The organism is Streptomyces sp. ActVer (assembly GCF_027270795.1).
GTDB classification, from domain to species: Bacteria; Actinomycetota; Actinomycetes; order Streptomycetales; family Streptomycetaceae; genus Streptomyces; species Streptomyces umbrinus_A.
The window spans coordinates 1-20,381 of sequence record NZ_JAPWHT010000103.1 but is presented as its reverse complement, the minus strand read 5'-3'; the positions used below and the strand labels follow the sequence as shown (position 1 = coordinate 20,381).

Here is a 20,381-nt window from a genome sequence, read left to right as displayed (position 1 = left end):
GGTGCTCCTCCTTGAGCGTCCTGCTGACCGTGGCGCAGAACCGCTTCCTGCTCAACTCGCTGCGTGGCGAGGGGTTCCTCAACATGAGGCTGACCCGCGAGGAGGCCGGCGCCGTGATCGGCATCGACCCGGTCCGGCAGGTCTTCGAGGAGTGCGTGGCGGCCCGGCCCTGCCTGATGAGCCGTCAGGAGGACAACGAGTTCGTCTGCCCGACCCACGGGACCCTGTTCCTGCCCGCCCTGTTGCGCAGCTCGCCGCTGTGGAAGCGGATCCAGGAGGGCCTGAAGCTGTTCGGCGTCGCAGCGGACGACCTCAGCGCCATCACCTCGTTCCGGCTGGACATGGTGCAGCGCCCCCGGTTCACGGCCCAGCTCAGCCGTCCTACCTCCACGAGCCCCGGAACGTACGGCTTCCTGCTGGGCGACGCGGCCAACGCCATCCACTTCTGGCCCGGGCGCGGCCTCAACAGTGGCCTCGCCTCGGCTGTTTCCCTGGCCCGCTCCCTCAGCCGGGTCTGGCAGGGCCGACCGCTGCGCGACGCCGACTTCATCCGGCACGAGGCGGCGATGTCCATGCTCCAGTACCGGCACAAGAGCCGGGCCTGGAACGCCATGGTCACCACCGACGAACGCGGCGTGACCCGTGCCATCAAGGACGTCATCGCCGACAGCATGGAAGGGGACAGGGCCGTCGCCGCACCCGGCGCCGAGCAGTCCGATCTGGACCTCCTGCTGGACAGGACGCGTGCGATCCGCGACCGCCTCGCCCCCCCGCCTGCCCGGAATGCCACGCGACGAGGAACTGCGCAGCCACCTGTCCACCCTCGCTCCGTCGACCCTGCGGTCCCTGCAGGAGAGCGGCGCCTGGGACACCCTGATCGTCGGCGGCGAGGAGGCCGACATCGACATCTTCTACCAGTCGGACGCCCCGGTCTTCGTCGGCCGCCCCATCGACCCGCGCGTCACCGGCCAGCCGGCGGGACCGCGGCAGCCAGGGGTGCTCGACCCGGCGTGATACGGGCACTTCGGCCTTGAGACGGAGTGTTCCGTCCCGTCACCAGCAGAAGGGGCCCGGCGACACAACCGGGCCCCAGCGGTGGTCCGCGGCACGCGTGCCGATGGTCTTGGCGCGACTTTGAGTGCTGATGGAGAAGCTGATCCGAGACGCCGTAGAAGATGAACTCCTCGTCGAAGGCGACCTGTTCGTCCTCGACGAGGAGGAACGCGACGGCGTCGATCTCGCAATCGGCTTGCGGAGTCCGGCTGGCCGTGATGTACCAGTCGGGTGCTGATTGCCGTGCGGCACGGGCAGGTCCGTGACGTCGCCTGATGGTTCTCGTGCCCGAACGGCCTCCTCGTCCGCTGCCCGCGCCTGCCCGACAGCCACTCTTCGCTCGTGCACAGCTGAGGACGTGCTCCGGGTGCGGCGGTACCGGTTCGGACGCAGACTGGCCTGGTGAGCCGTACGCACGCGCAACGTAACGAGAGCACATCCGGTGCCGGACGGGCGGCCTCCCAGCCGTTGGCGCTCGCGGCGATGATGTTCGCGGTGGCGATGACGTTCATCGACCAGACGATCGTGTCGATCGCGGTGCCCGACATCGTCTCCGAACTCGGCCTGTCCGCCTCGGGCATGCAGTGGGTGGTCAACGCCTATCTGCTGTCCCTGGCCGCGTTCTTCGCCGTCGGCGGGCGCCTCGCCGACCTGTGGGGACCACGTCGGGTCGTCGTGGCAGGCACCCTGATCTTCGTCGTCTCCTCTGCGATGTGCGGCTGCGTACCCGACGGGGACTACGCGCTGACGTGGCTCGTCGCCTTCCGCGCGACCCAGGGACTCGGAGCGGCGCTGCTCTTCCCCGCCGCGCTCGCGGTCGTCGTGGCGGTGTTCCCGATCGAGCGGCGGGGGCGCGCCCTGGCCCTGTTCTTCGGCCTCACCGGTGCGCTCACCGCCGTGGGACCGCTGCTCGGCGGCTGGCTGACCACCTGGACCTGGCGGGCGATCTTCTGGGTCAACGTCCCCGTCGCCGTCGTCGCGCTGATCCTCACCGCGCTCGCCCACATCTCCGACCGGCGACGCGACGAACCGCTGGACGTCAAGGGCGCTGTGCTGATCGCCGTCGGCATGGGCACGAGCGTGCTCGGCTTCCAGCAGGCGGCGGCCTGGGGCTGGGACAGCGCGGCGACATGGGCCTGCATCGTCGGCGGCCTCGCGGTTCTGTACGTCTTCTGCCGCTACGAACTGCGCACCCGCCACCCCCTGATCAACCTGTCGGTCTTCCGCGACCGCGCCTTCACGGTGGACTCGCTGGTGCTCTTCTTCGCCATGCTGGCGTTCGTCCCCGTGTTCTTCTTCGCCTCGGTCTACGCCCAGGTCTCCCTCAGCGCCTCGGCCAACCAGGCCGCCCTGTACCTGCTGTACTTCTTCGTGGGGTTCGCCATCGCCTCCCAGTGGGGCGGCCGCATCCTCGACAAGCGGGGCGCCCGTCCCACGCTGAAGATCGGCTGCGTGGTGGGCGCCGTCGGGTTCGCGCTCTGGGCCGGCAAACTGACCGACCTGTCCATGCACGACCAGTGGCCGTACGTCGCCCTCGCCGGCGCGGGCATCGGTTTCATCCTCGCCCCGGCCTCCACGGACGCCGTCAACCGGGCGATCGACGCCTCCTACGGCGAAGTCACCGGCATCACCCAGACCGTACGCAACTACGCGGCCAGCATCGGACTTGCCGTCTTCGGCACCGTGCTGACGCACACCATGACGGACAACGTCGTGGACACCCTCCAGAAGCGCGGAGTGCCGCCGGACCAGGTGGACTCAGTGGCAGGGGACGTGACGCAGTCGATCACGGGCCAGGCGGACGCCCGCACCCCCACCGGCGACGGCCCGGTCGCGACGACCATGCGCGATGCGATGTCCTCGATCCGCATGGACTTCGCCGAGGCCAACCAGTGGGTGTTCTACGGCATGGCCGTCGCACTCGGCATCGGCTACCTCTGCGCCCTGCGCCATCCCGGCGGTCAGGCAGCGGGGGCCGAGGAGACGCCCACGCAGTCCCCCGTACACCATTGAGCACAACTTCCGCCCGGCCCGGCCACTTTGACGCCTACCTCAGTGAACAGGCAAAGCACCGTCAGAGCGCAGCCGCCCAGTCGGCCACGGTCGTGACCTCCGCCTGCTGAGGAAACACCCTCTCCGTGAGGAGCCGGTGCACTTCCGCGTCGCTGTCGAGGCAGCCGTCGGCCAGGACGGTGAGGCCGAAGTCGAGGTCGGCCGCCTGGCGGAGGGTGGACAGAACGACGCCGCTCGTGGCGATGCCCGTCAGGACCAAGTGGCTGATGTCGCCGGCCCGCAGAACCACGTCGAGATCGCTGCCGGAGAAAGCGCTGACGCGTCGTTTGGTGACGACGACCTCGCCCGGCCCGGGGGCCACGTCCGGATGGACACGGGTGGCCAGTTCCTCGCCACTCGCACCCGAACCAGCCGCCGAGGCGACGGCGAGCCGACCGAACATCTTGTTCCGCGCGCTGATCTCCGGATACCCGGGACGGAACCCGACCACGACGTAGATCACGGGAACGCCGGCCGCGCGGGCGGCGTCGACCGCCTTCCGCAGGCGTGGCAGGTAGTCGGGATCGGGGTAGCGATCGACGACGACCTGCTGGACATCCATGACGAGTAGCGCCTGCTGGGTCATCGCTGTGCTTCCTCCCGCGGCGCGCCGCGCAATAAGTCATCAGTTGATTACTTGATAACGTAAGCCTGCTCCGGAACCTTGTCAACAAGCGATTACTTGAGGGGAGAGGTCTCCGATGGCGACGAGAGCGACCGGCACATCGCCGGACGACGAGGCTGACGGACGCTCTGCCGAGTCGTCTGTCCGGCCGCCCGCCCAGCCGTCTGCCGAACCGGCTGCCGGGCGGCGTCGGCGACGGGACGCGGCAGCGACGCGGCAGGCGCTGCTCCAGGCCGCGCGCAGCCGGTTCATCCGCTTGGGGTACGAGCGCACCACACTGCGCGACGTCGCCGCGGACGCGGAGGTCAACCTCGCCCTCATCAAGCGGTACTTCGGTTCCAAGGAGGGTCTCTTCAAGGCGTCGCTGGCGTCGGCGCCCCGGTTCCTCGGACGCGACGGCGACTTCCCCCAGGACCGGGCCACCCTCGCCGAGGCGCTCAGCCTTCAACTGGCGGCCGGCGCCTGGCCGGACTTCGGCGAGCACCCCGTACTGATGCTGCTGCGCAACACCGGCGACGAGCAGGTGGACGAACTGCGCAGGCAGGCCCTGCAGGAGTTCAGCCGTCAAGTGCTCGAAGCCTCGGGCACGCCGTTGCCGCACAACGACGACGAACACCCGCCGCACGACGGCGAACGCTTGCCGCACAGCCACCACGAACGCCTGCTGAGGGCGGAACTGCTGGTCGCGCTCGGCGTCGGCGTCGCCGTCGTACGCTCCGCCGTGGGCCTGCAACCCTTGCGTGACGCGACGGCGGACGAGCTCCTCGGTCCGCTCCGCGATGTCGTCGACGGCCTGCTCGGGCCCCGCACGGACTGATCCCGCCCTGACGTCGCCGGAGAACCGGCGTCAGCGGTCGGCCGGCGCGGGCGAGATCTGCTGCATGAGGCTGATCATGTCCGGGGCGACCCACTCCTCGGCGGTCTTGTCGCCTTCGATGCGGTAGAGCTCGATGCTCCGGAAGCTGACCTCTCGGCCCGTCGCCGGGATCCCTTGGAAGGCACTCCGGTGCGTTCCGCGGAAGTGGACCCGTACGGCCACCTTGTCGTCGGCGGCGAACATGTCCTCGACGCTGATCTGCAGGTCGGGGAAGCCCTCCCACATGGCCTGAGCCCCCAGCCGCCAGATCTCCGGACCGTGCAGCGGGTCGGGCACCCCAGGGACGTTGGCGATGAAGTTCTCCGTCAGCATCGCGACACACGCGTCCAGATCGCCGTGCTCCAGCGTCTTGTAGGCCGTGTGCAGCAGGGCCAGGTTGTTCTCGGTGGCGGTGTTGGTCTCGGCCATCTCGGTGTCCTTTCCAGGGGATCGCCCCGACGAGCGCGGTGATCGCTCCGATCCGTACGGCTCTCAGTAGAAACCCTGCCGTTGCGTCAAGGTCAACAAAGGGCCGAGGCTCTCGCATGGTGCCCCCGAACAGGCAAACGCGCGCCCGTGTCGCCATGAGGCTCAGCGAAAACTTGTCGTCGAAGGCTTCGAGGCGCTCGACGATCACGCCGCCGTCCTCGTTGCGGAGGCTGCGGACACGTCCGCCGTCGCTGAGTTCACTGGCGGGGATGTACGGGAGCCAGTCGGGCAGTGAGTCGAAGCCGCCGATGAGCTGCCAGACGCGGTCGGGCGAGACGGGGATGTCGAGGGTTACGGCGGTCGTGGCCGGCGAGGGTGACACTGATTGCGGAGGATTCGTCACTGAATGTGCGATCCGTCGGCCTTGCGTGTCCGAGGCTAGGATCCATGGATGAGACTGTCCAAGACTTGCTTGGACATACTTGAGTCCTCCGAGGTCCTACATGCTTGACCTGCGTCAACTCCGCTACTTCGTCGCCGTCGCCGAGGCCGAACACGTCGGCCGTGCCGCCGAGCGGCTGCACATCTCCCAGTCGCCTCTCAGCCGGCAGATCGCCCAGCTGGAGAAGAACCTGGGCCTGACCCTTTTCGAACGCAGCCAGCAGCGCATCCGGCTGACCTCAGACGGCCGGGTCTTCCTGACCGAGGCGCACGCCCTGCTGCGCCACGCGGACCGGCTGGAGAACCTCGGCCGGCGGCTCGGCCGTGGCGAGGAGGGCGGCCTGTGCATCGGCTACGTGGCCGACGCCATGCACACGGGCATCCTGCCCACCGCCCTGCGCACACTGCGCGACCAACGCCCGGGCATCCACGTCGCGCTGTACGACCAGGAGTCGGCCGAGCAGTTCGAGGGCCTGCGCCAGCGCAGCCTGGACATCGCGCTGGTGCGCACGCCGCCGCCCGAGGACGACCCGGACCTGAACACCGTCCCGTTGCTGCAGGATCCCCTGCTGCTCGCGCTGCCCGCGGAGCATCCCCTCGCGGGGAAGGAGGAGTTGACCCCCGAAGCCCTCGACGGGCAGCCGTGGATCGCGGTGGGCGACTCCCACGACCCGGCCTGGCGCGACACGTTCGTCGCGTCGTGCGTGGCCTCCGGCTTCACACCGGACATCCGTCTCGACGCGGCCGATCCGCTCACCGCGCTGGGCCTGGTCGCCTCCGGTCTCGGTCTCGCGCTCATCCAGAAGAGCATGATGCGCGGCGCGACCGACGGCGTCGCGGTACGCGAACTGCCCTGGCACGGCGGGTCTGTTCAGCTCTGGGCGGCCTGGCACCGGGTCGATCTCCGCCCCGTGGTGGCCTCGTTCCGCGAAACGGTCCTCGCGGGCCGGGGTGCCGCCTGATCGAGGGCGTACGTACGGGGTGACTCGGAGCGTGGCCGGTTTACCCCCGCTCTGTGCAACCCGGCTACTGATGTGGCCGAGGGGGCACCTGTGGGGCAATTGTTTACGTCGTGTAAAGGCGCATGTCGCCCTCGCCGTATGCCCGTTCGGACGTGAACGGCAAGACCTCATTCCGGACAACTGTCCGTACAAGCCATGACACTGACGACCTTTCAGTGTGAAGATCTTCACGCCGCGCGGCACTCATCGCACGTTCTCCCGGATGGCCGACACCGCCATTCGGTCTTCCCACGCGGCCGCCATCGAGCGGCCGGAAGGAGCAGGAGTGCCGAGACCCTTACGTCCCCGCAGGCCCGGACTGCCTCGTAGCCCCCAGCGCGTCGCGGGAGGCGCGCTGGCCGTCGTGACCGCCCTCATCGCCGCCGCGGCTGCGCCGGCGACCGGAGCGTCCGCCCAGCCCAACCAGGTTCCGGTGGCCCAGGCCCGGATCGCCGCGGAGCCCAGGGCGGGCGCGGCTCCCGTCCCGCTCACCCCCTCCCAGCGCACCGGCCTTCTGAAGTCCGCGGCGAACTCCGCCAAAGTCACCGCCGGTGCCCTGAAGTTGGGCGCCAAGGAGAAGTTGCTGCCGAAGGACGTCATCAAGGACGCCGACGGCACCGTCCACACCCGCTACGAGCGCACCTTCGCCGGACTCCCCGTCCTCGGCGGTGACTTGGTGGTCCATCAGCGCGCCACCGGCCGGACCGTCACCAGGGCGACCGACGCTCCGGTGTCCGTACCGACGACCGATGCCAAGGTCGCCGCCTCGACGGCGAAGAAGTCGGCGCTCGCCGCCGCCAAGGCCGACGGCACCGGGCAGTTGAAGGCGGACGGAACACCGCGACTGGTCGTCTGGGCGGCCGACGGCGCGCCCGCCCTCGCCTGGGAGTCCGTGGTCACCGGCGTCGAGGACGACGGCTCTCCGCGCAAGGTGCATGTCGTCACCGACGCGAAGAGCGGCAAGAAGCTGCGGGAGTTCGAGACCGTCCACCCCGGCGTGGGCAAAGGTCAGTTCAGCGGCGAGGTCGACCTCGGCAGCACACGTAACGGAGACGTCTTCGAACTGACCGACACACAGCGCGGCGGCCACAGGACGTACGACCTGGGCGGTGCCACGACCGGCACCGGCACGCTCTTCAGTGGCGCCGACGACATCTGGGGCGACGGCGACCCCGCCAACCGCGAGACCGCCGCCGCGGACGCCGCGTACGGCGCGCAGAAGACCTGGGACTTCTACCACGACCAGCTCGGCCGCAACGGCATAGCCAACGACGGTGTCGGCGCGTCCTCCCGGGTCCACTACGGGAACAACGTTGTCAACGCCTACTGGGACGACGACTGCTTCTGCATGCTCTACGGAGACGGCAAGGACAACGAGAACCCGCTGACCGCGCTCGACGTCGCCGCCCATGAGATGACCCACGGCGTCACCAGCGCCACTGCGAACCTGTACTACTACAACGGCGAGTCCGGCGGTCTGAACGAGGGCAGCAGCGACATCATGGCCGCCGCCGTGGAGTTCTTCACGAACAACCCGAACGACGTGCCCGACTACGAGGTCGGCGAGCGGATCGACATCAACGGCGACGGCACCCCGCTGCGTTACATGGACCAGCCCTCCAAGGACGGCCTGTCCCAGGACTACTGGTCGACCGAGACCGAAGGGCTCGACCCGCACTTCTCCTCCGGCGTGGCGAACCACTTCTTCTACCTCCTCGCCGAGGGCAGCGGGCAGAAGACCGTCAACGGCGTCGGCTACAACAGCCCGACCCACGACGCCGAGCCGGTCCCCGGCCTCGGCCTGCACAACGCCACCAACGTCTGGTACCGGGCGCTGACCACGTACATGACCTCCACCACCGACTACGCGGGCGCCCGCGTCGCGACCCTCCAGGCCGCCGCCGACCTGTTCGGCCGGTCCAGCGAGGCGTACGAGGCCGTCGGCAACACCTGGGCAGCGGTGAACGTCGGCCCGCGCTTCGTCAACCACGTCGCGCTGACGGCGCCCGCCGACCAGGAATCGGCGACCGGCCAGCCCGCCACGCTGAAGATCGCGGCGGACACCAGCCGTCCGGGCGGCCTCACCTACGAGGCCACCGGCCTGCCCGACGGCCTGGCCATCGACCACGAGACCGGTGTGATCTCCGGAACCCCCGCAGAAACAGGGGAGTTCACCCCGACCGTGACGGCGAGCGCCGCGGACGGATCCGGAGCCGAGGCGGGCTTCGCCTGGAAGGTCATCGCCTCCGGCGGCGACTTCTTCGTCAACCCGGGCAATGTGCGGATCCCCGACGCGGGCGACCCGGTCGAGTCCCCGCTCATCGTGACCGGCCGCACGGGCAACGCCCCGAGCACCCTCCAGGTGTCGGTGGACATCGTCCACACCTACCGCGGTGACCTGGTCATCGACCTGGTCGGCCCCGGCGGCAGCACGTACCGGCTGAAGGACGTCGGCGACGACTCCGACGACGACGTACACGCGACGTACACCGTCGACGCCTCCGCCGAACCGGCCGACGGCACCTGGAAGCTCCGCGTCCAGGACCGCTACTCGGTCGACACGGGCTACATCGACAGCTGGAAGCTGACCTTCTGATTCACGCTCCCGGGTCTGTGGTGCCGGCGGGCACCCCAGACCCGGGCAGGGGACAGACGTCGGAGGTCGGGCGCTGCGTCGAATCCGCCCACCAGGTCGGTCAGTTGGTGAAGCGGTGTCCCCAACCCGCGGCAAGTCCGCGTGCGCGGGCTTTACGGCCGGAGACGGCCTACCCGCGTCGGGCACCGCCGGGGACAATGAGGCGTTGGCCGGCTTCCACCGGGCCTCGTCGGTCACACCGTGGCCGCGTCCCGCCGCAGCCGCGAGCCATCACGTGTCCCCGATGGGATGTCGGGACACGGACGCGTCCTTCGTAGGCGCGCACGCACGGGCATCACGGCACCAGCATCACGGCACGGAAGCACGGCACGCCCGGCGACCGGTCGGGCGCGCTTGAACCTGACCGACCGTCTTCGGGGAGATTCGGGTGATGAGAGCACGCGGTACCACCGTCAGACGTTCCCGGCTCGCCGCCTCGGTGCTGAGCCTGCTCGTCGTGGCCGCCCTGGCGGTGTCCGGCACCAACGCGACAGCGGCACCCACGGCCGCCGCCGCACCGTCCGCCGCCTCGCTGTCCGGCGCGGCCTCGGCCGTCGAATCCCTGGGGATCGCCGGGACGAGCTGGGCCGTGGACGAGCGGACCGGGAAGCTGCGGGTGCTCGCCGATTCCACGGTCGGGGAAGCGGACCTGGCCGTAGTCCGTCGGGCCACCGGCCGTTTCGCCGGTGCCACGACCGTGGAACGGCTCGACGGCCGGCTGCGCACGCTCCTGTCGGGCGGTGACGCCATCTACACGTCCAGTTGGCGCTGCTCGGTGGGGGTCAACGTGCAGAGCGGCTCCACCTACTACTTCGTCACCGCGGGCCACTGCACGGACGGCATGCCCACCTGGTACACCAGCTCCGGCCTGACCACGACGGTCGGCCCCACCACCGGCACGAGCTTCCCCGGCAACGACTTCGGCGTCGTCCGGTACTCCAACCCGGCCGTGCCGCACCCCGGCACCATCGGAACCGTCGACGTCACCGGAACCGCGACCGCCTACGTCGGCCAGAGCGTCTGCCGTCGAGGAGCGACCACCGGTGTCCGCTGCGGCAGGGTCACCGCGCTCAACGCGACCGTCAACTACGGGAGCGGTGACGTCGTCTACGGGCTGATCCAGACCAACATCTGCGCCGAGCCCGGCGACAGCGGCGGTCCGCTCTACGCGGGCGACAAGGTCATCGGCATCCTCTCCGGCGGCTCAGGCAACTGCACCTCGGGAGGGACCACCTTCTACCAGCCGATCCAGGAAGTGCTGAGCGCCTACGGCCTGACCGTCTACTGACGAGGCGTCGGGCGCGCTCCGCACCAGCCACCGGGGCAGGTGGAGTACCAGGTATGTCACGCGGCCCCGGGCGGGCGGAAGACCCGCCCGAGGCCGTTTCTCCATGACCGCTTCGTCAACTGCTGCACGCCTCTAGACATCCGATCTATTCCCCGGCGACGATGATCGCGCCCTCGACAGGTGTCGATGTGGCTGCGACCTCCTCTGCGATAGAGCCGATGAATGGGCCGGGAGACCTCACCGTGATCAATGAATCCCAACCGCAGCGACGAAGCATCCTCAAGTTCGGCGGAGCCTTCGCCCTTGCGCCCCTGATCACTCAGCTGACCGGCGGAATCCCTGCGGGACAGGCCGTCGCCGCGGGGACCGGCGCGCCGGCGGCGGTCCAGTGGCCGACCCTGTCGCGCAAGGCTCTGAAGTACTCCGTACCCGCCCTGGACTGGCAGTCGCAGGCCCTGCCGATCGGCAACGGCCGACTCGGCGCCATGCTCTTCGCCGATCCCTACGAGGAGCGCATCCAGTTCAACGAACAGAGCCTGTGGGGCGGGGTCAACAACTACGACAACGCTCTCGCCGGCAAACCGGACAGCGACTTCGACACCGGCATGACCGGCTTCGGCTCGTACCGGAACTTCGGCGACCTCGTCGTCACCTTCGCTCCCCGCGCGAGACCGAAGATCACGGCCCCGGGCGGACCGTACAACAGCTCCTCGGCGGAGGGCGTCGACAAGACGTACGACGGCGAGTCGAGCACCAAGTGGTGCATCGACGGGCCCGGTTCGAAGGTGCAGTGGCAGGTCGAGCTCCCCGAACCCGTTGAGGTCGCGTCCTACCGTCTGACGAGTGCCAACGACGTGCCGGAGCGTGATCCGCAGGAGTGGAAACTCTCCGGTTCCGCCGACGGCACCACCTGGACCACGGTGGACAGCCGCACGCTGGAGGCGCCGTTCGAGAGCCGCTTCCAGACGAAGGAGTTCACCTGTGCCGACGCAGACACCACGGCCTACCGCTTCTACCGGTTCGACTTCGTCCCCAAGTCAGGCGTCAGCCACTTCCAGTTGAGCGAGATCGGCCTGTCCGGCGTCGACCTCGGCGGGAGCGGCTCGATCTATCTGTCGTCGCCGAGCGGACACTCCAAGGGTGCCGATTCCGGTTCCAGTTCTGGGTCCAAGTCCCGTGCCACGGACATCTCCAGATCGGTGGACGGCGATCCGGCCACGGTCTGGCGGGTCGACGACGCCGAGCCGAAGGTCGTTTGGCAGGCCGACCTGCCCCGCGCGGTCGCCGTCACCTCGTACGCGCTGACGGCGGCCCCGGACCGTCCGCGGGACGATCCCCGGCGCTGGGTACTGGAGGCGTCGCAGGACGGGCGTGCCTGGACGACCCTCGACACGCAGAACCCCGGAGCACCGTTCGTCGACCGCGGGAAGAGCCGGACGTTCCGGATCGCCAACACCACGGCCTACCGCGCGTATCGGCTCACTCTGACCCCCGGTGCGTCCTCCAGCGGCTTCCAGATCGCGGAGATCGCGCTGGAAGGTGCGGGCTTCGACACGCGTACGCAGCGGTCGGTCGTCGACTACCAGCGCAGTCTCGACTTCGTGAACGGTGTCCACGTCACCCGCTTCGGCGCGCCGGGACGGCGTGTCCTGCGCGAGGCCTTCGCCAGCCGGTCCGCGGATCTCATGGTCTTCCGGTACACGTCCGACGGCGCCCGGGAACTCTCCGGAGCGATCTCGCTGGCGTCCGGACAGGACGAGGCCCCGACGACCGTCGACGCCGGCGCCGGGCGGATCGCCTTCAGCGGTGTCATGGGCAACGGGCTCAAGCACACGTGCACCGTCCGGGCCGTGCACACCGACGGCGAACTCCGCGCCGACGGTTCGGTGCTCCGGTTCAGCGGCTGCACGACCCTGACCCTGTTCCTCGACGCCCGCACCGACTACAAGCTCGACGCCGCCGCCGGGTGGCGCGGACCCGATCCGGCACCCATCGTCGCCAGGACGCTCGCCAAGGCAACCGCCCGGTCGTACGGCAAACTGCGCGACGAGCACACCGCCGAGATACGCGCACTGATGAACCGGGTCTCGGTCGCCTGGGGCACGTCCGACAACGCCGTCGTCGCCCTGCCGACCGACGCCCGGCTCGAACGTTACGCGGCGGGCGGCGAGGACCCGACCCTTGAGCAGGCCATGTTCGACTACGGCCGCTATCTGCTGATCAGCTCCTCCCGCCCGAACGGCCTGCCCGCCAACCTCCAGGGCCTCTGGAACGACAGCAATCAACCGGCATGGGCCTCCGACTACCACACCAACATCAACATCCAGATGAACTACTGGGGCGCCGAGACGACGAACCTGCCGGAGAGTCATGAGGCGCTCGTCCGGTTCATCGAGCAGGTGGCGGTGCCCAGCCGCGTGGCGACCCGCAACGCCTTCGGCAAGGACACGCGCGGCTGGACCGCCCGCACCAGCCAGAGCATCTTCGGCGGCAACTCCTGGGAGTGGAACACCGTCGCGAGCGCCTGGTACGCCCAACACCTGTACGAACACTGGGCGTTCACCCAGGACCTGGGCTATCTCCGCACCGTCGCCTACCCGATGATCAAGGAGATCTGCGAGTTCTGGGAGGACCACCTCAAGGAGCGCGAGGACGGACTCCTCGTCGCACCGAACGGCTGGTCACCCGAGCACGGGCCGCGCGAGGACGGCGTGATGTACGACCAGCAGATCATCTGGGACCTCTTCCAGAACTACCTGGACTGCGAGGCGGCCCTCAAGGCGGACCCCGCCTACCGGGCCAAGGTCACGGACATGCAGGCACGCCTCGCGCCGAACAAGATCGGCAAGTGGGGTCAACTCCAGGAGTGGCAGGAGGACTTGGACGACCCCGCCGACATCCACCGCCACACCTCGCACCTCTTCGCGGTCTATCCGGGCCGCCAGATCACCCCGAAGACAAGCGACTTCGCGGCAGCCGCCCTCGTCTCGCTCAAGGCGCGGTGCGGTGAGAAGGAAGGTGTTCCGTTCACGGCCGGGACGGTGTCGGGCGACAGCCGCCGCTCGTGGACCTGGCCCTGGCGGGCGGCCCTCTTCGCACGTCTCGGCGACGGGCACCGCGCCCAGATCATGCTGCGCGGCCTGCTGACCTACAACACGCTGCCCAACATGTTCGGCAACCACCCGCCCTTCCAGATGGACGGCAACTTCGGCATCACGGGCGCCGTGGCGGAGATGCTCCTGCAGAGCCACGACGGCGTCATCCACCTGCTTCCCGCCCTGCCGGACGGCTGGAAGGCGAAGGGTTCCTTCACCGGGCTCCGCGCCCGCGGCGGCTACGAGATCGACTGCGAGTGGCGGAACGGGAAGGTCACGTCCTACAGAATCGTGGCCGACCGGGCGCGGAACCGGGGGAGCGTCGTAGTGCGGGTGAACGGCGTCGACAGGAAGGTGAAGCCGGTCAAGCCCTGACGGGGCACCGGTTCGCTGCCACAGCAGCCACGCTGACGGCCGCCCGCTGACGGCCGCCCGCCTCGCCGCCCGAAGGGCATCGGAGCGGCACGGTCGTCGGCATGGCAGCTCCCCGAAGGCCCGACACTGTGCCCGCCCGGCTGCCGCAGAGTCACCCCCCCCGGGCCGGGTCAGGGGCTCACCGGTCCGGCCAACGCATCGAGGACCGGTCCTCCCGCCAGGCCGAGTCCGACGGAGATGACCGTGGCCGCGTACGCGACGACGCGTGCCGTGCGGTCCCCCTCGGCGGGGCCCGGCGAAGCGCCGCGGGAGACCGCGGGCACGATCCAGCGCAGGTAGTAGAAGAGGGATGCCACGGTGTTGACGGCGGCGAGGACGGCGAGCCATGCGTAGCCACCGTCGAACGCGGCGCTGAACGCCTGGAGTTTGCCGAGGAAGACCGCGGTGGGCGGGGTCCCGACGAGGCCCAGCAGGCAGATGACCAGGCTCGCCGCGAGCAGTGGGCGCTCCTTGGCGAGTCCGCGGTAGTCGTCCAGCGTGTGGGCCTGGGGGAGGGCGCAGACGACCGCGAACGCCCCGAGGTTGGTGACCGTGTAGGCCGCCAGGTAGTACAGGAACGCCTGTTGTGCGAGATCCGAGCGGTCCACCACGGCCACCGGCAGGAGCAGGTAGCCGACCTGACTGATCGTCGAGTAGGCGAGCAGACGCTTGACGTCCTGCTGGAAGAACGCGCCGAGGTTGCCCAGCGTCATCGACGCGGCGGCGAGTACGGCGATCAGCGCCGGCCACGGCAGCGGGCTGCCCGCGAAGACCGCGTCACCGACACGGAAGAGCGCGGCGAGCGCCCCGATCTTGGGCAGCGTGGTGAGCAGCGCGGCCACCGGCGCACTGCTGCCCTGCACGGCGTCCGGCACCCAGAAGTGCGCCGGCACGCCACCCGCCTTGAACAGCACACCCGCCAGCAGCCCGATCGCGCCGACGGCGACCAGTGGCTCCGGGGCGTCGCGCAGCGCGTCACCCAGCATCGGATACAGGGTCGCGCGCCCGGCCGCGTACAGGACCGTGACACCGGCCAGCAGGAGTACGCCGAGCAGGGCGCCGACCACGTAGAACTTGAGGGCCGCCTCGGTGCCCGGACCGTCCTTGCGGAACCCGGCGAGCGTGTACGCGGGGATGCTCGCCAGGAGATACGCGGCGGCGAACAGCAGCAGGTCCTGGGTGCCGGACATCATCAGCGCGCCCAGGGCGGCCAGTTGCACCAGGACGTAGAACTCGCTCTCCCGCGGATCGCCTCGCAGCGGGCGGAAGGAGACACCGAGGACGAGGAGCGTGCCGCCGAGTACGACGATCCGGGAAGCGCCGGTCACGGGATCGACGGTGAAGGCCTCGCCGAAGGCCGTCGTGGCGGGCTCGGCGGCGGCCACCGACGCCGCGACGATCCCCGCCACGCACGCGACGACCGCCAGCAGTCCGACGGCCCACTGCCGGGCGCGCGGCAGCCAGGAGCCGAGCAGCAGCCCGAGTACGGCCGAGGCCGCCAGCAGCACTTCGGGCAGCAGGTCGAGCGGGTTCTCGTTCATCTCGGTCATCGGGCGAGCAACTCCAGGACCGAGCGGGAGGCCGGCTCGACGACATCCAGCAGGAAGCGCGGAGCCACCCCGAGGATGACGGCCAGGACGAGCAACGGGACCACGGAGAGGCTCTCGTGCACCCGCAGGTCGGGGAACGCCCGCGGCGTACCCGGCGCGTCCGGCAGCCGCAACGGCCCCGTGAACACCTGGCGCAGCGCCCGCAGGAACAGCCCGGCCGTGAGGACGATGCCGAGCACCGAGAGCGCCGTGGCCAGCGGCTGAGGCCCGAGACTGCCTGTGAAGATCTGGAACTCGGCGACGAAGCCGGAGAAGCCCGGAAGCCCGAGCGAGGCGAAGGCCGCGACGCCCGTCATGGCGGCGAACGCGGGCGCCACGGCGGCGAGTCCGGAGTAGGCGCCCATGTCGTAGGTGCGTCCGCGTTCGTGGAGCACTCCCGCGAGGAGGAACAGCGCACCGGTCAGCAGCCCGTGGCTCACCATCTGGGTCACGGCTCCGGTGACGGCGAGGGAGCGCGCCTGCTCGGAGCTGTCCGCAGTCGCGGCGGCCGCGCCGAGGGCCAGCACGATGTATCCCATGTGGTTCACGGAGGTGTACGCGACCATCCGCTTGAAGTCGGTCTGCGCGAGCGCGACCAGCGCCCCGTGGAGGACCGAGACCACACCGATGACGACCAGCACGAGGGCGTACCGCCGCCAGGCCTCGGGGAGGATCGGCATGGCGATGCGTACGAATCCGTACGTGCCCATCTTCAGCAGCACCCCGGCCAGGATCGCCGAACCGGCCGCGGGCGCCTCGACGTGGGCCGGCGGCAGCCAGGTGTGGAAGGGCACGGTCGGGGTCTTCACCGCCAGACCGACCACGACGGCCAAGAGCACCAGCGCCCCGTAGACGGAGCGCCCGGCCAGCGGGTTCTGCTCGGTCAGCTCGACGATGTCGAAGGTGTGCGGTGACGCGGCGAGGTACAGGCCGATGAAGCCGAGCAGCAGGGCGAGCGACCCGATGAACGTGTAGAGGAAGAACTTCAGCGCGGCGCGGGCGGCCTGCCGGTGTCCCCATCCGGCGATGACGAAGTACATCGCCACGATGGACAGGTCGAAGAAGACGAAGAAGAGGATCAGGTCGAGGGCGACGAAGAGCCCGAGGCAGGTGGTCTGGAGGAAGAGGAACAGCGCCGCGAACTCACGGATCCTGCGGTTCTCGCGCAGCGAGTGGAGCGCGCAGGCGAGGAACAGCAGACAGGTCAGGGCGAGCAGCGGAAGCGACAGGCCGTCGACGCCGACGTGGTAGCTGACCCCCGCGCCCGGAATCCAGCGGGCGCGCTCCTCGAACTGCATGCCCCCGCCCGGCTCATAGCCCGCCCACACCGCGATGACCAGCGCCAGTTCGACGGCCGACGCCGTCACCCAGACCGCGCGGAACACGGCCGGTGCCGTACGGCGGGGCAGCGCGAACAACAGCAGCGCGACGGCCGTGGGCGCGAAGACGAGGGCGGTCAGCAAGCGGATCACCTCACGAGGACGAGGACGACGGCGAGAACGGTGAAGGCGGCAACGGCCTGGGCGAGGTACTGGTGCAGCTGTCCGGTCTGCGGGCGGCGGGCCCAGCGGCCGAGGGCACGGGTTCCGGCGGCGACCGCGCCGACCGTCCCGTCGACGGCACGTTCCACGACGTCGTCCGTCCAGCGGGCGAGCCGGACGGTGACGGAGGCCGAACCGTCGATGGCACGGTCCAGCACCTTGTCGTCGAAGGCCGCGGCGGCACGCGCCAGCCGCATCGTGGGCGCGACCAGCAGGACATGGGCCGCGCGTTCGAGGCCCAGCCAGTCGGCGAACCCCGACTTCGCCCGCGCGGCCAAGGGCAGCGGGCGCGCACCCCAGCCCCAGACGGCCGCGGCGGCCAGGACAGCCAGACCGGCGGAGAGCGCGAACTCCCAGACATGCGGGGCGGGTTGACCCGAGACGGCCAAGACACGGTCCACGCTGTCGAGCATCGGAGGGAAGGCGAGCGCCACCAGCGCCACACATGCGAAGGCCAACAGGACGAGAGGCCACACGGCACCGGCCGGGATACGCCGGGCATCGGGGCGTGCCACCGCCGGACGCCACACGAACCACAACGCCCTGGCGCTGTAGACCGCGGACAGGACGGCGGCGGCGAGCCCGGCCGCGTACAGCCAGGGACTGCGCTCCAGGGCGCCGGCCAGCAGTACGTCCTTGGCGGCCCAGAGCGAGAGCGGCGGAAGCCCGGCCAGGGAGAGCGCGGCGACGGTGAAGGCCGTGCCGACCGTACGGTGATGGCGCGCCGCGCCGAGCAGCGCGGGCAGTTGCTGGGTGCCCAGCGCGGTCAGCCAGGCGCCCGCCGCGAGGAACAGCAGACTCTTCGCCGCCGCGTGAGCGACGAGTTGAAGTGTGCCGCCGGTCGTGGCGCCCGCCCCGGCCGCCAGGACCATGAAGCCGATCTGCGCACAACTCGACGCGGCCAGCAGCTGTTTGAGGTCGGTCTGCGCGACCGCGACGAGGCCGAGGAGGACGGCCGTGGCCGCACCCGTCCAGGCGACCACGTCGTCACCCCAGCCGGAGGCGTCCAGCAGCGGCCCGGTCCGCAGCAGCAGGTACGCGCCCGCGACGACCATGGTTGCCGAGTGCAGCAGGGCCGAGACCGGACTCGGGCCCCGCATCGCCTTCGACAGCCAGAAGCTGAAGGGGAGTTGGGCCGACTTGCCGAGGGCGGCGACGACCACGCCCGCGGTGATGAAGGACAGCCACGGCTCCTCGGCCCGCGCGAGGCCGTCGAGCGAGAGCGACGAGTTCCGACCGCCGCCGCTCGCGAGTGCCGCGCCCGCCGCCAGATAGAGGCCGAGGTCCGCGGTGCGGGTCGTGAGGAACGCGGTGTCGGCTGCACTCGTACGCTCCGGATCCCGCCACCAGTACCCGATAAGCGCCCATGAAGTGGCGCCCATGACCTCCCAGCCCATCAGCAGGACCGGGAGCGTGGCGGCGGTGACCGTGACGAGCATGCTCCCGGCGAACAGCAGCATCAGCCCGAAGAACCGCGCCCGCGCCTCGCCCGCGCCGAACTCCGCCGCGCTGAAGAGCAGTACGACGAGGGTGACCGCGGTGACCGTGACCGCCAGCAGCCCCGACAGGCCGTCCACCGTGAGTCGCATCGGCAGACCGTCGAGGAACGGGGCTCGCGCGCTCGGGTGCCGGAACGCCGCGGCGACGGCGAGCCCCAGCGCGGCGGCCGCGACCGCGAGCGCCACGCCCGGTGCCGCACGATCGGCCCGCCGCCCCACCACCAGGAGCAGCACACCTGAGCCGAGGGGCAGGGCGACCAGTGCCCACAGCAGAGCGCTCACTCCTTCAACTCCGCCGCCATGTCGGTCATGTCGATCTCCCGCGACCGGAACAGGGCGGTGACGACGGCGAACCCGATCGCCATCTCCAGGGCCATCGCCGTGACCGCCACTACGATCAGGACCTGCCCCTCGGCCGCCGCCGGAGCGATGTGGTGCCACGCGGCCGCGGCGGCCAGGATCACCCCGCCGAGCATCAGCTCAAGGCCCATCATCAGCATCACGATGGACTGCTGGGTGAGGGCACCGAACAGGCCGACGCAGAACAGCGCGGCGGCCAACAGCAGAAACAGTTCCAAAGTCACCGGCCGACACCGCCCCGTACGGGATCGTCCGCGCGCCGCGCCCGCAGATCGTCGCCGAACCGGTCGTACCGTCCCCGGCGGGTGGCCAGCACCACGGTCGCGACGATCGTCGCGAACAGGGCCATGCCCAGGGTCATCATGGTGAGCATCTGCGGGCCCATGAGCGACATGCCGAGTTCCATGGTCGGATCGGCGGGCGCCTTTCCCCGGCGGGCCGGCCAGGGCGCGAGCAGGATCCCGGCGGCCAGCAGCGCGAACACCAGGCCGCAGACGACGGCCGCGCCCTTCTTGTTGTGGATCATCGTCATCGGCATGAGCCCGGCCGGGTTCATCATGTACATCACCATGAAGACCGCCATGATGGCCATCTCGATCGTCATCATCAGCACGATGACGATGCCCAGATAGTCCAGTCCCAGCAGGACGACCAGGCCGCCCACGCACAGCAGCGAGGCCAGCAGGGAGAACGTCGCCCGCGCCATGGAGTCGAAGCGGAACACCATCACCGCGCCGGCCACCGCAAGGACGGCCAGCACCCAGAAGACCGCGACATCCATCGCCTTACGTCACCTCGCTTCCGTCAGGGAACTCACCGGTTCAGCACCACCACGGCCACGACCAGCGCCTGCACGATCGCCAGCGGGGTCAGCACGACCCAGGCCAGCTCCAGATAGCGCTCCATGCGCACGGTCGGAATCCTGCGTCGGACTCCCACCAGGAAGGCCAGGACGGCGGCCGTCTTGAGTACGGTCCAGGCCCAGCCGGGCAGCAGCGGCCCGTGCCCGCCGCCCAGGAAGAGCGGCACGCTGAACGCCGCGGCCACGACCAGCAACAGCCAGCGGCCGCCCAGGAACAGCACCCGGTCGGCGCCCGACAGCTCGCCGCCCGCGCCGCCCGCCACGTCACGTCCGGCGGGCTGGTCGAACGGCCCCCAGAACGCCATCGCCATGGCGCTCAGCAGATAGATCACGAAGGCCACCGGCATCCACACCACGAACCACAACCCGGCCTGGGCGTCCACGACTTCACCGACCCGGAGCGACTCGGCGCCCAGCGCGGCCGTGGTGATGGCAAGCATGTGCGGCAGCTCGTACGCCAGCCCCTGCGCGAGGAAGCGGTAGCCGCCGATGAGTGAGAGCGTCGAGTTCGGCCCCCAGCCCGCCAGCCAGACCGCCGCCCACGCCAACGCCTCCATCGCGTTGAACCAGACGATCCCTTCCGGCAGATCGCTCACCGACCGGAAGCCGAGCGGCAGTACGACCGCGGCCAGGACGGCGGC

16 protein-coding genes and 1 pseudogene are annotated in these 20,381 nt (G+C 70.1%); 8 read left to right on the top strand and 9 right to left on the bottom strand.

Features of this window, described 5'->3' with window-relative positions; translation table 11 throughout:
* The first annotated feature begins 11 nt into the window (after window positions 1–11).
* The 3 genes from O3Q52_RS18795 to O3Q52_RS18785 all read left to right on the top strand — a co-directional run bounded on the left by O3Q52_RS18795 (window position 12) and on the right by O3Q52_RS18785 (window position 3,066).
* Window positions 12–1,034 carry a hypothetical protein gene (locus O3Q52_RS18795; protein WP_269649938.1) on the top strand — a complete coding sequence of 341 codons (1,023 nt, stop codon included), beginning with the start codon at window positions 12–14 and terminating at the stop codon, window positions 1,032–1,034.
* Between the two features lie 110 nt (window positions 1,035–1,144).
* Window positions 1,145–1,291 carry a hypothetical protein gene (locus tag O3Q52_RS18790; protein ID WP_269649947.1) on the top strand — a complete coding sequence of 49 codons (147 nt, stop codon included), beginning with the start codon at window positions 1,145–1,147 and terminating at the stop codon, window positions 1,289–1,291.
* Between the two features lie 245 nt (window positions 1,292–1,536).
* On the top strand, window positions 1,537–3,066 hold the full coding sequence (locus tag O3Q52_RS18785; protein WP_269649945.1) for an MFS transporter: 1,530 nt from the start codon (window positions 1,537–1,539) through the stop codon (window positions 3,064–3,066).
* Window positions 3,067–3,127: 61 nt separating this feature from the next.
* Here O3Q52_RS18785 and O3Q52_RS18780 read toward each other — a convergent pair whose 3' ends face one another.
* Window positions 3,128–3,691, bottom strand: coding sequence for a cysteine hydrolase family protein (locus tag O3Q52_RS18780; RefSeq protein ID WP_269649937.1), 564 nt, complete (start codon window positions 3,689–3,691; stop codon window positions 3,128–3,130).
* A 115-nt stretch (window positions 3,692–3,806) separates the two neighbouring features.
* Between O3Q52_RS18780 and O3Q52_RS18775 the strand changes: the two genes are divergently transcribed.
* Window positions 3,807–4,547, top strand: coding sequence for a TetR/AcrR family transcriptional regulator (locus O3Q52_RS18775; RefSeq protein WP_269649936.1), 741 nt, complete (start codon window positions 3,807–3,809; stop codon window positions 4,545–4,547).
* A 30-nt stretch (window positions 4,548–4,577) separates the two neighbouring features.
* On the opposite strand, the gene O3Q52_RS18770 is transcribed toward O3Q52_RS18775, so the two are convergent.
* A complete protein-coding gene (locus O3Q52_RS18770) occupies window positions 4,578–5,015 on the bottom strand; it encodes an ester cyclase (RefSeq protein ID WP_269649935.1) in 438 nt (145 codons plus the stop codon).
* Between the two features lie 175 nt (window positions 5,016–5,190).
* A pseudogene (locus O3Q52_RS18765) lies at window positions 5,191–5,397 on the bottom strand (SRPBCC family protein); the annotation flags it as partial.
* A gap of 121 nt (window positions 5,398–5,518) precedes the next feature.
* Between O3Q52_RS18765 and O3Q52_RS18760 the strand changes: the two are divergent.
* From O3Q52_RS18760 to O3Q52_RS18745, 4 genes are all read left to right on the top strand, one after another.
* On the top strand, window positions 5,519–6,418 hold the full coding sequence (locus tag O3Q52_RS18760; protein ID WP_269649934.1) for a LysR substrate-binding domain-containing protein: 900 nt from the start codon (window positions 5,519–5,521) through the stop codon (window positions 6,416–6,418).
* A gap of 325 nt (window positions 6,419–6,743) precedes the next feature.
* Complete coding sequence (locus O3Q52_RS18755) at window positions 6,744–9,053, top strand: M4 family metallopeptidase (RefSeq protein WP_269649933.1); 2,310 nt, start codon at window positions 6,744–6,746, stop codon at window positions 9,051–9,053.
* A gap of 430 nt (window positions 9,054–9,483) precedes the next feature.
* The gene (locus O3Q52_RS18750; protein WP_269649932.1) at window positions 9,484–10,380 is read left to right on the top strand and encodes a S1 family peptidase; all 897 of its coding nucleotides are present in this window, start codon (window positions 9,484–9,486) and stop codon (window positions 10,378–10,380) included.
* 242 nt (window positions 10,381–10,622) lie between these two features.
* Window positions 10,623–13,850, top strand: coding sequence for a glycoside hydrolase N-terminal domain-containing protein (locus O3Q52_RS18745; protein ID WP_269649931.1), 3,228 nt, complete (start codon window positions 10,623–10,625; stop codon window positions 13,848–13,850).
* A 170-nt stretch (window positions 13,851–14,020) separates the two neighbouring features.
* Here O3Q52_RS18745 and O3Q52_RS18740 read toward each other — a convergent pair whose 3' ends face one another.
* The 6 genes from O3Q52_RS18740 to O3Q52_RS18715 all read right to left on the bottom strand — a co-directional run.
* Entirely contained in the window at window positions 14,021–15,439 is a 1,419-nt protein-coding gene (locus O3Q52_RS18740; protein WP_269649930.1) for an NADH-quinone oxidoreductase subunit N, read from the bottom strand.
* Window positions 15,436–16,941: a NuoM family protein gene (locus O3Q52_RS18735; RefSeq protein WP_269649929.1), complete on the bottom strand. Its 1,506-nt coding sequence runs from the start codon at window positions 16,939–16,941 to the stop codon at window positions 15,436–15,438. Before O3Q52_RS18735 ends, O3Q52_RS18740 begins: the two co-directional genes overlap by 4 nt.
* Before the next feature lie 5 nt (window positions 16,942–16,946).
* Window positions 16,947–18,800, bottom strand: a complete 1,854-nt coding sequence (locus O3Q52_RS18730; protein ID WP_269649928.1) for an NADH-quinone oxidoreductase subunit L — start codon at window positions 18,798–18,800, stop codon at window positions 16,947–16,949.
* Window positions 18,797–19,102 carry an NADH-quinone oxidoreductase subunit K gene (locus O3Q52_RS18725; RefSeq protein WP_269649927.1) on the bottom strand — a complete coding sequence of 102 codons (306 nt, stop codon included), beginning with the start codon at window positions 19,100–19,102 and terminating at the stop codon, window positions 18,797–18,799. The genes O3Q52_RS18730 and O3Q52_RS18725 overlap by 4 nt, the downstream gene beginning before the upstream one ends.
* Entirely contained in the window at window positions 19,099–19,659 is a 561-nt protein-coding gene (locus O3Q52_RS18720) for an NADH-quinone oxidoreductase subunit J (RefSeq protein WP_055612488.1), read from the bottom strand. The genes O3Q52_RS18725 and O3Q52_RS18720 overlap by 4 nt, the downstream gene beginning before the upstream one ends.
* Before the next feature lie 32 nt (window positions 19,660–19,691).
* Window positions 19,692–20,381 (bottom strand): NADH-quinone oxidoreductase subunit H (locus tag O3Q52_RS18715; RefSeq protein ID WP_269649926.1); only part of this gene is annotated, 690 nt, incomplete at its 5' end.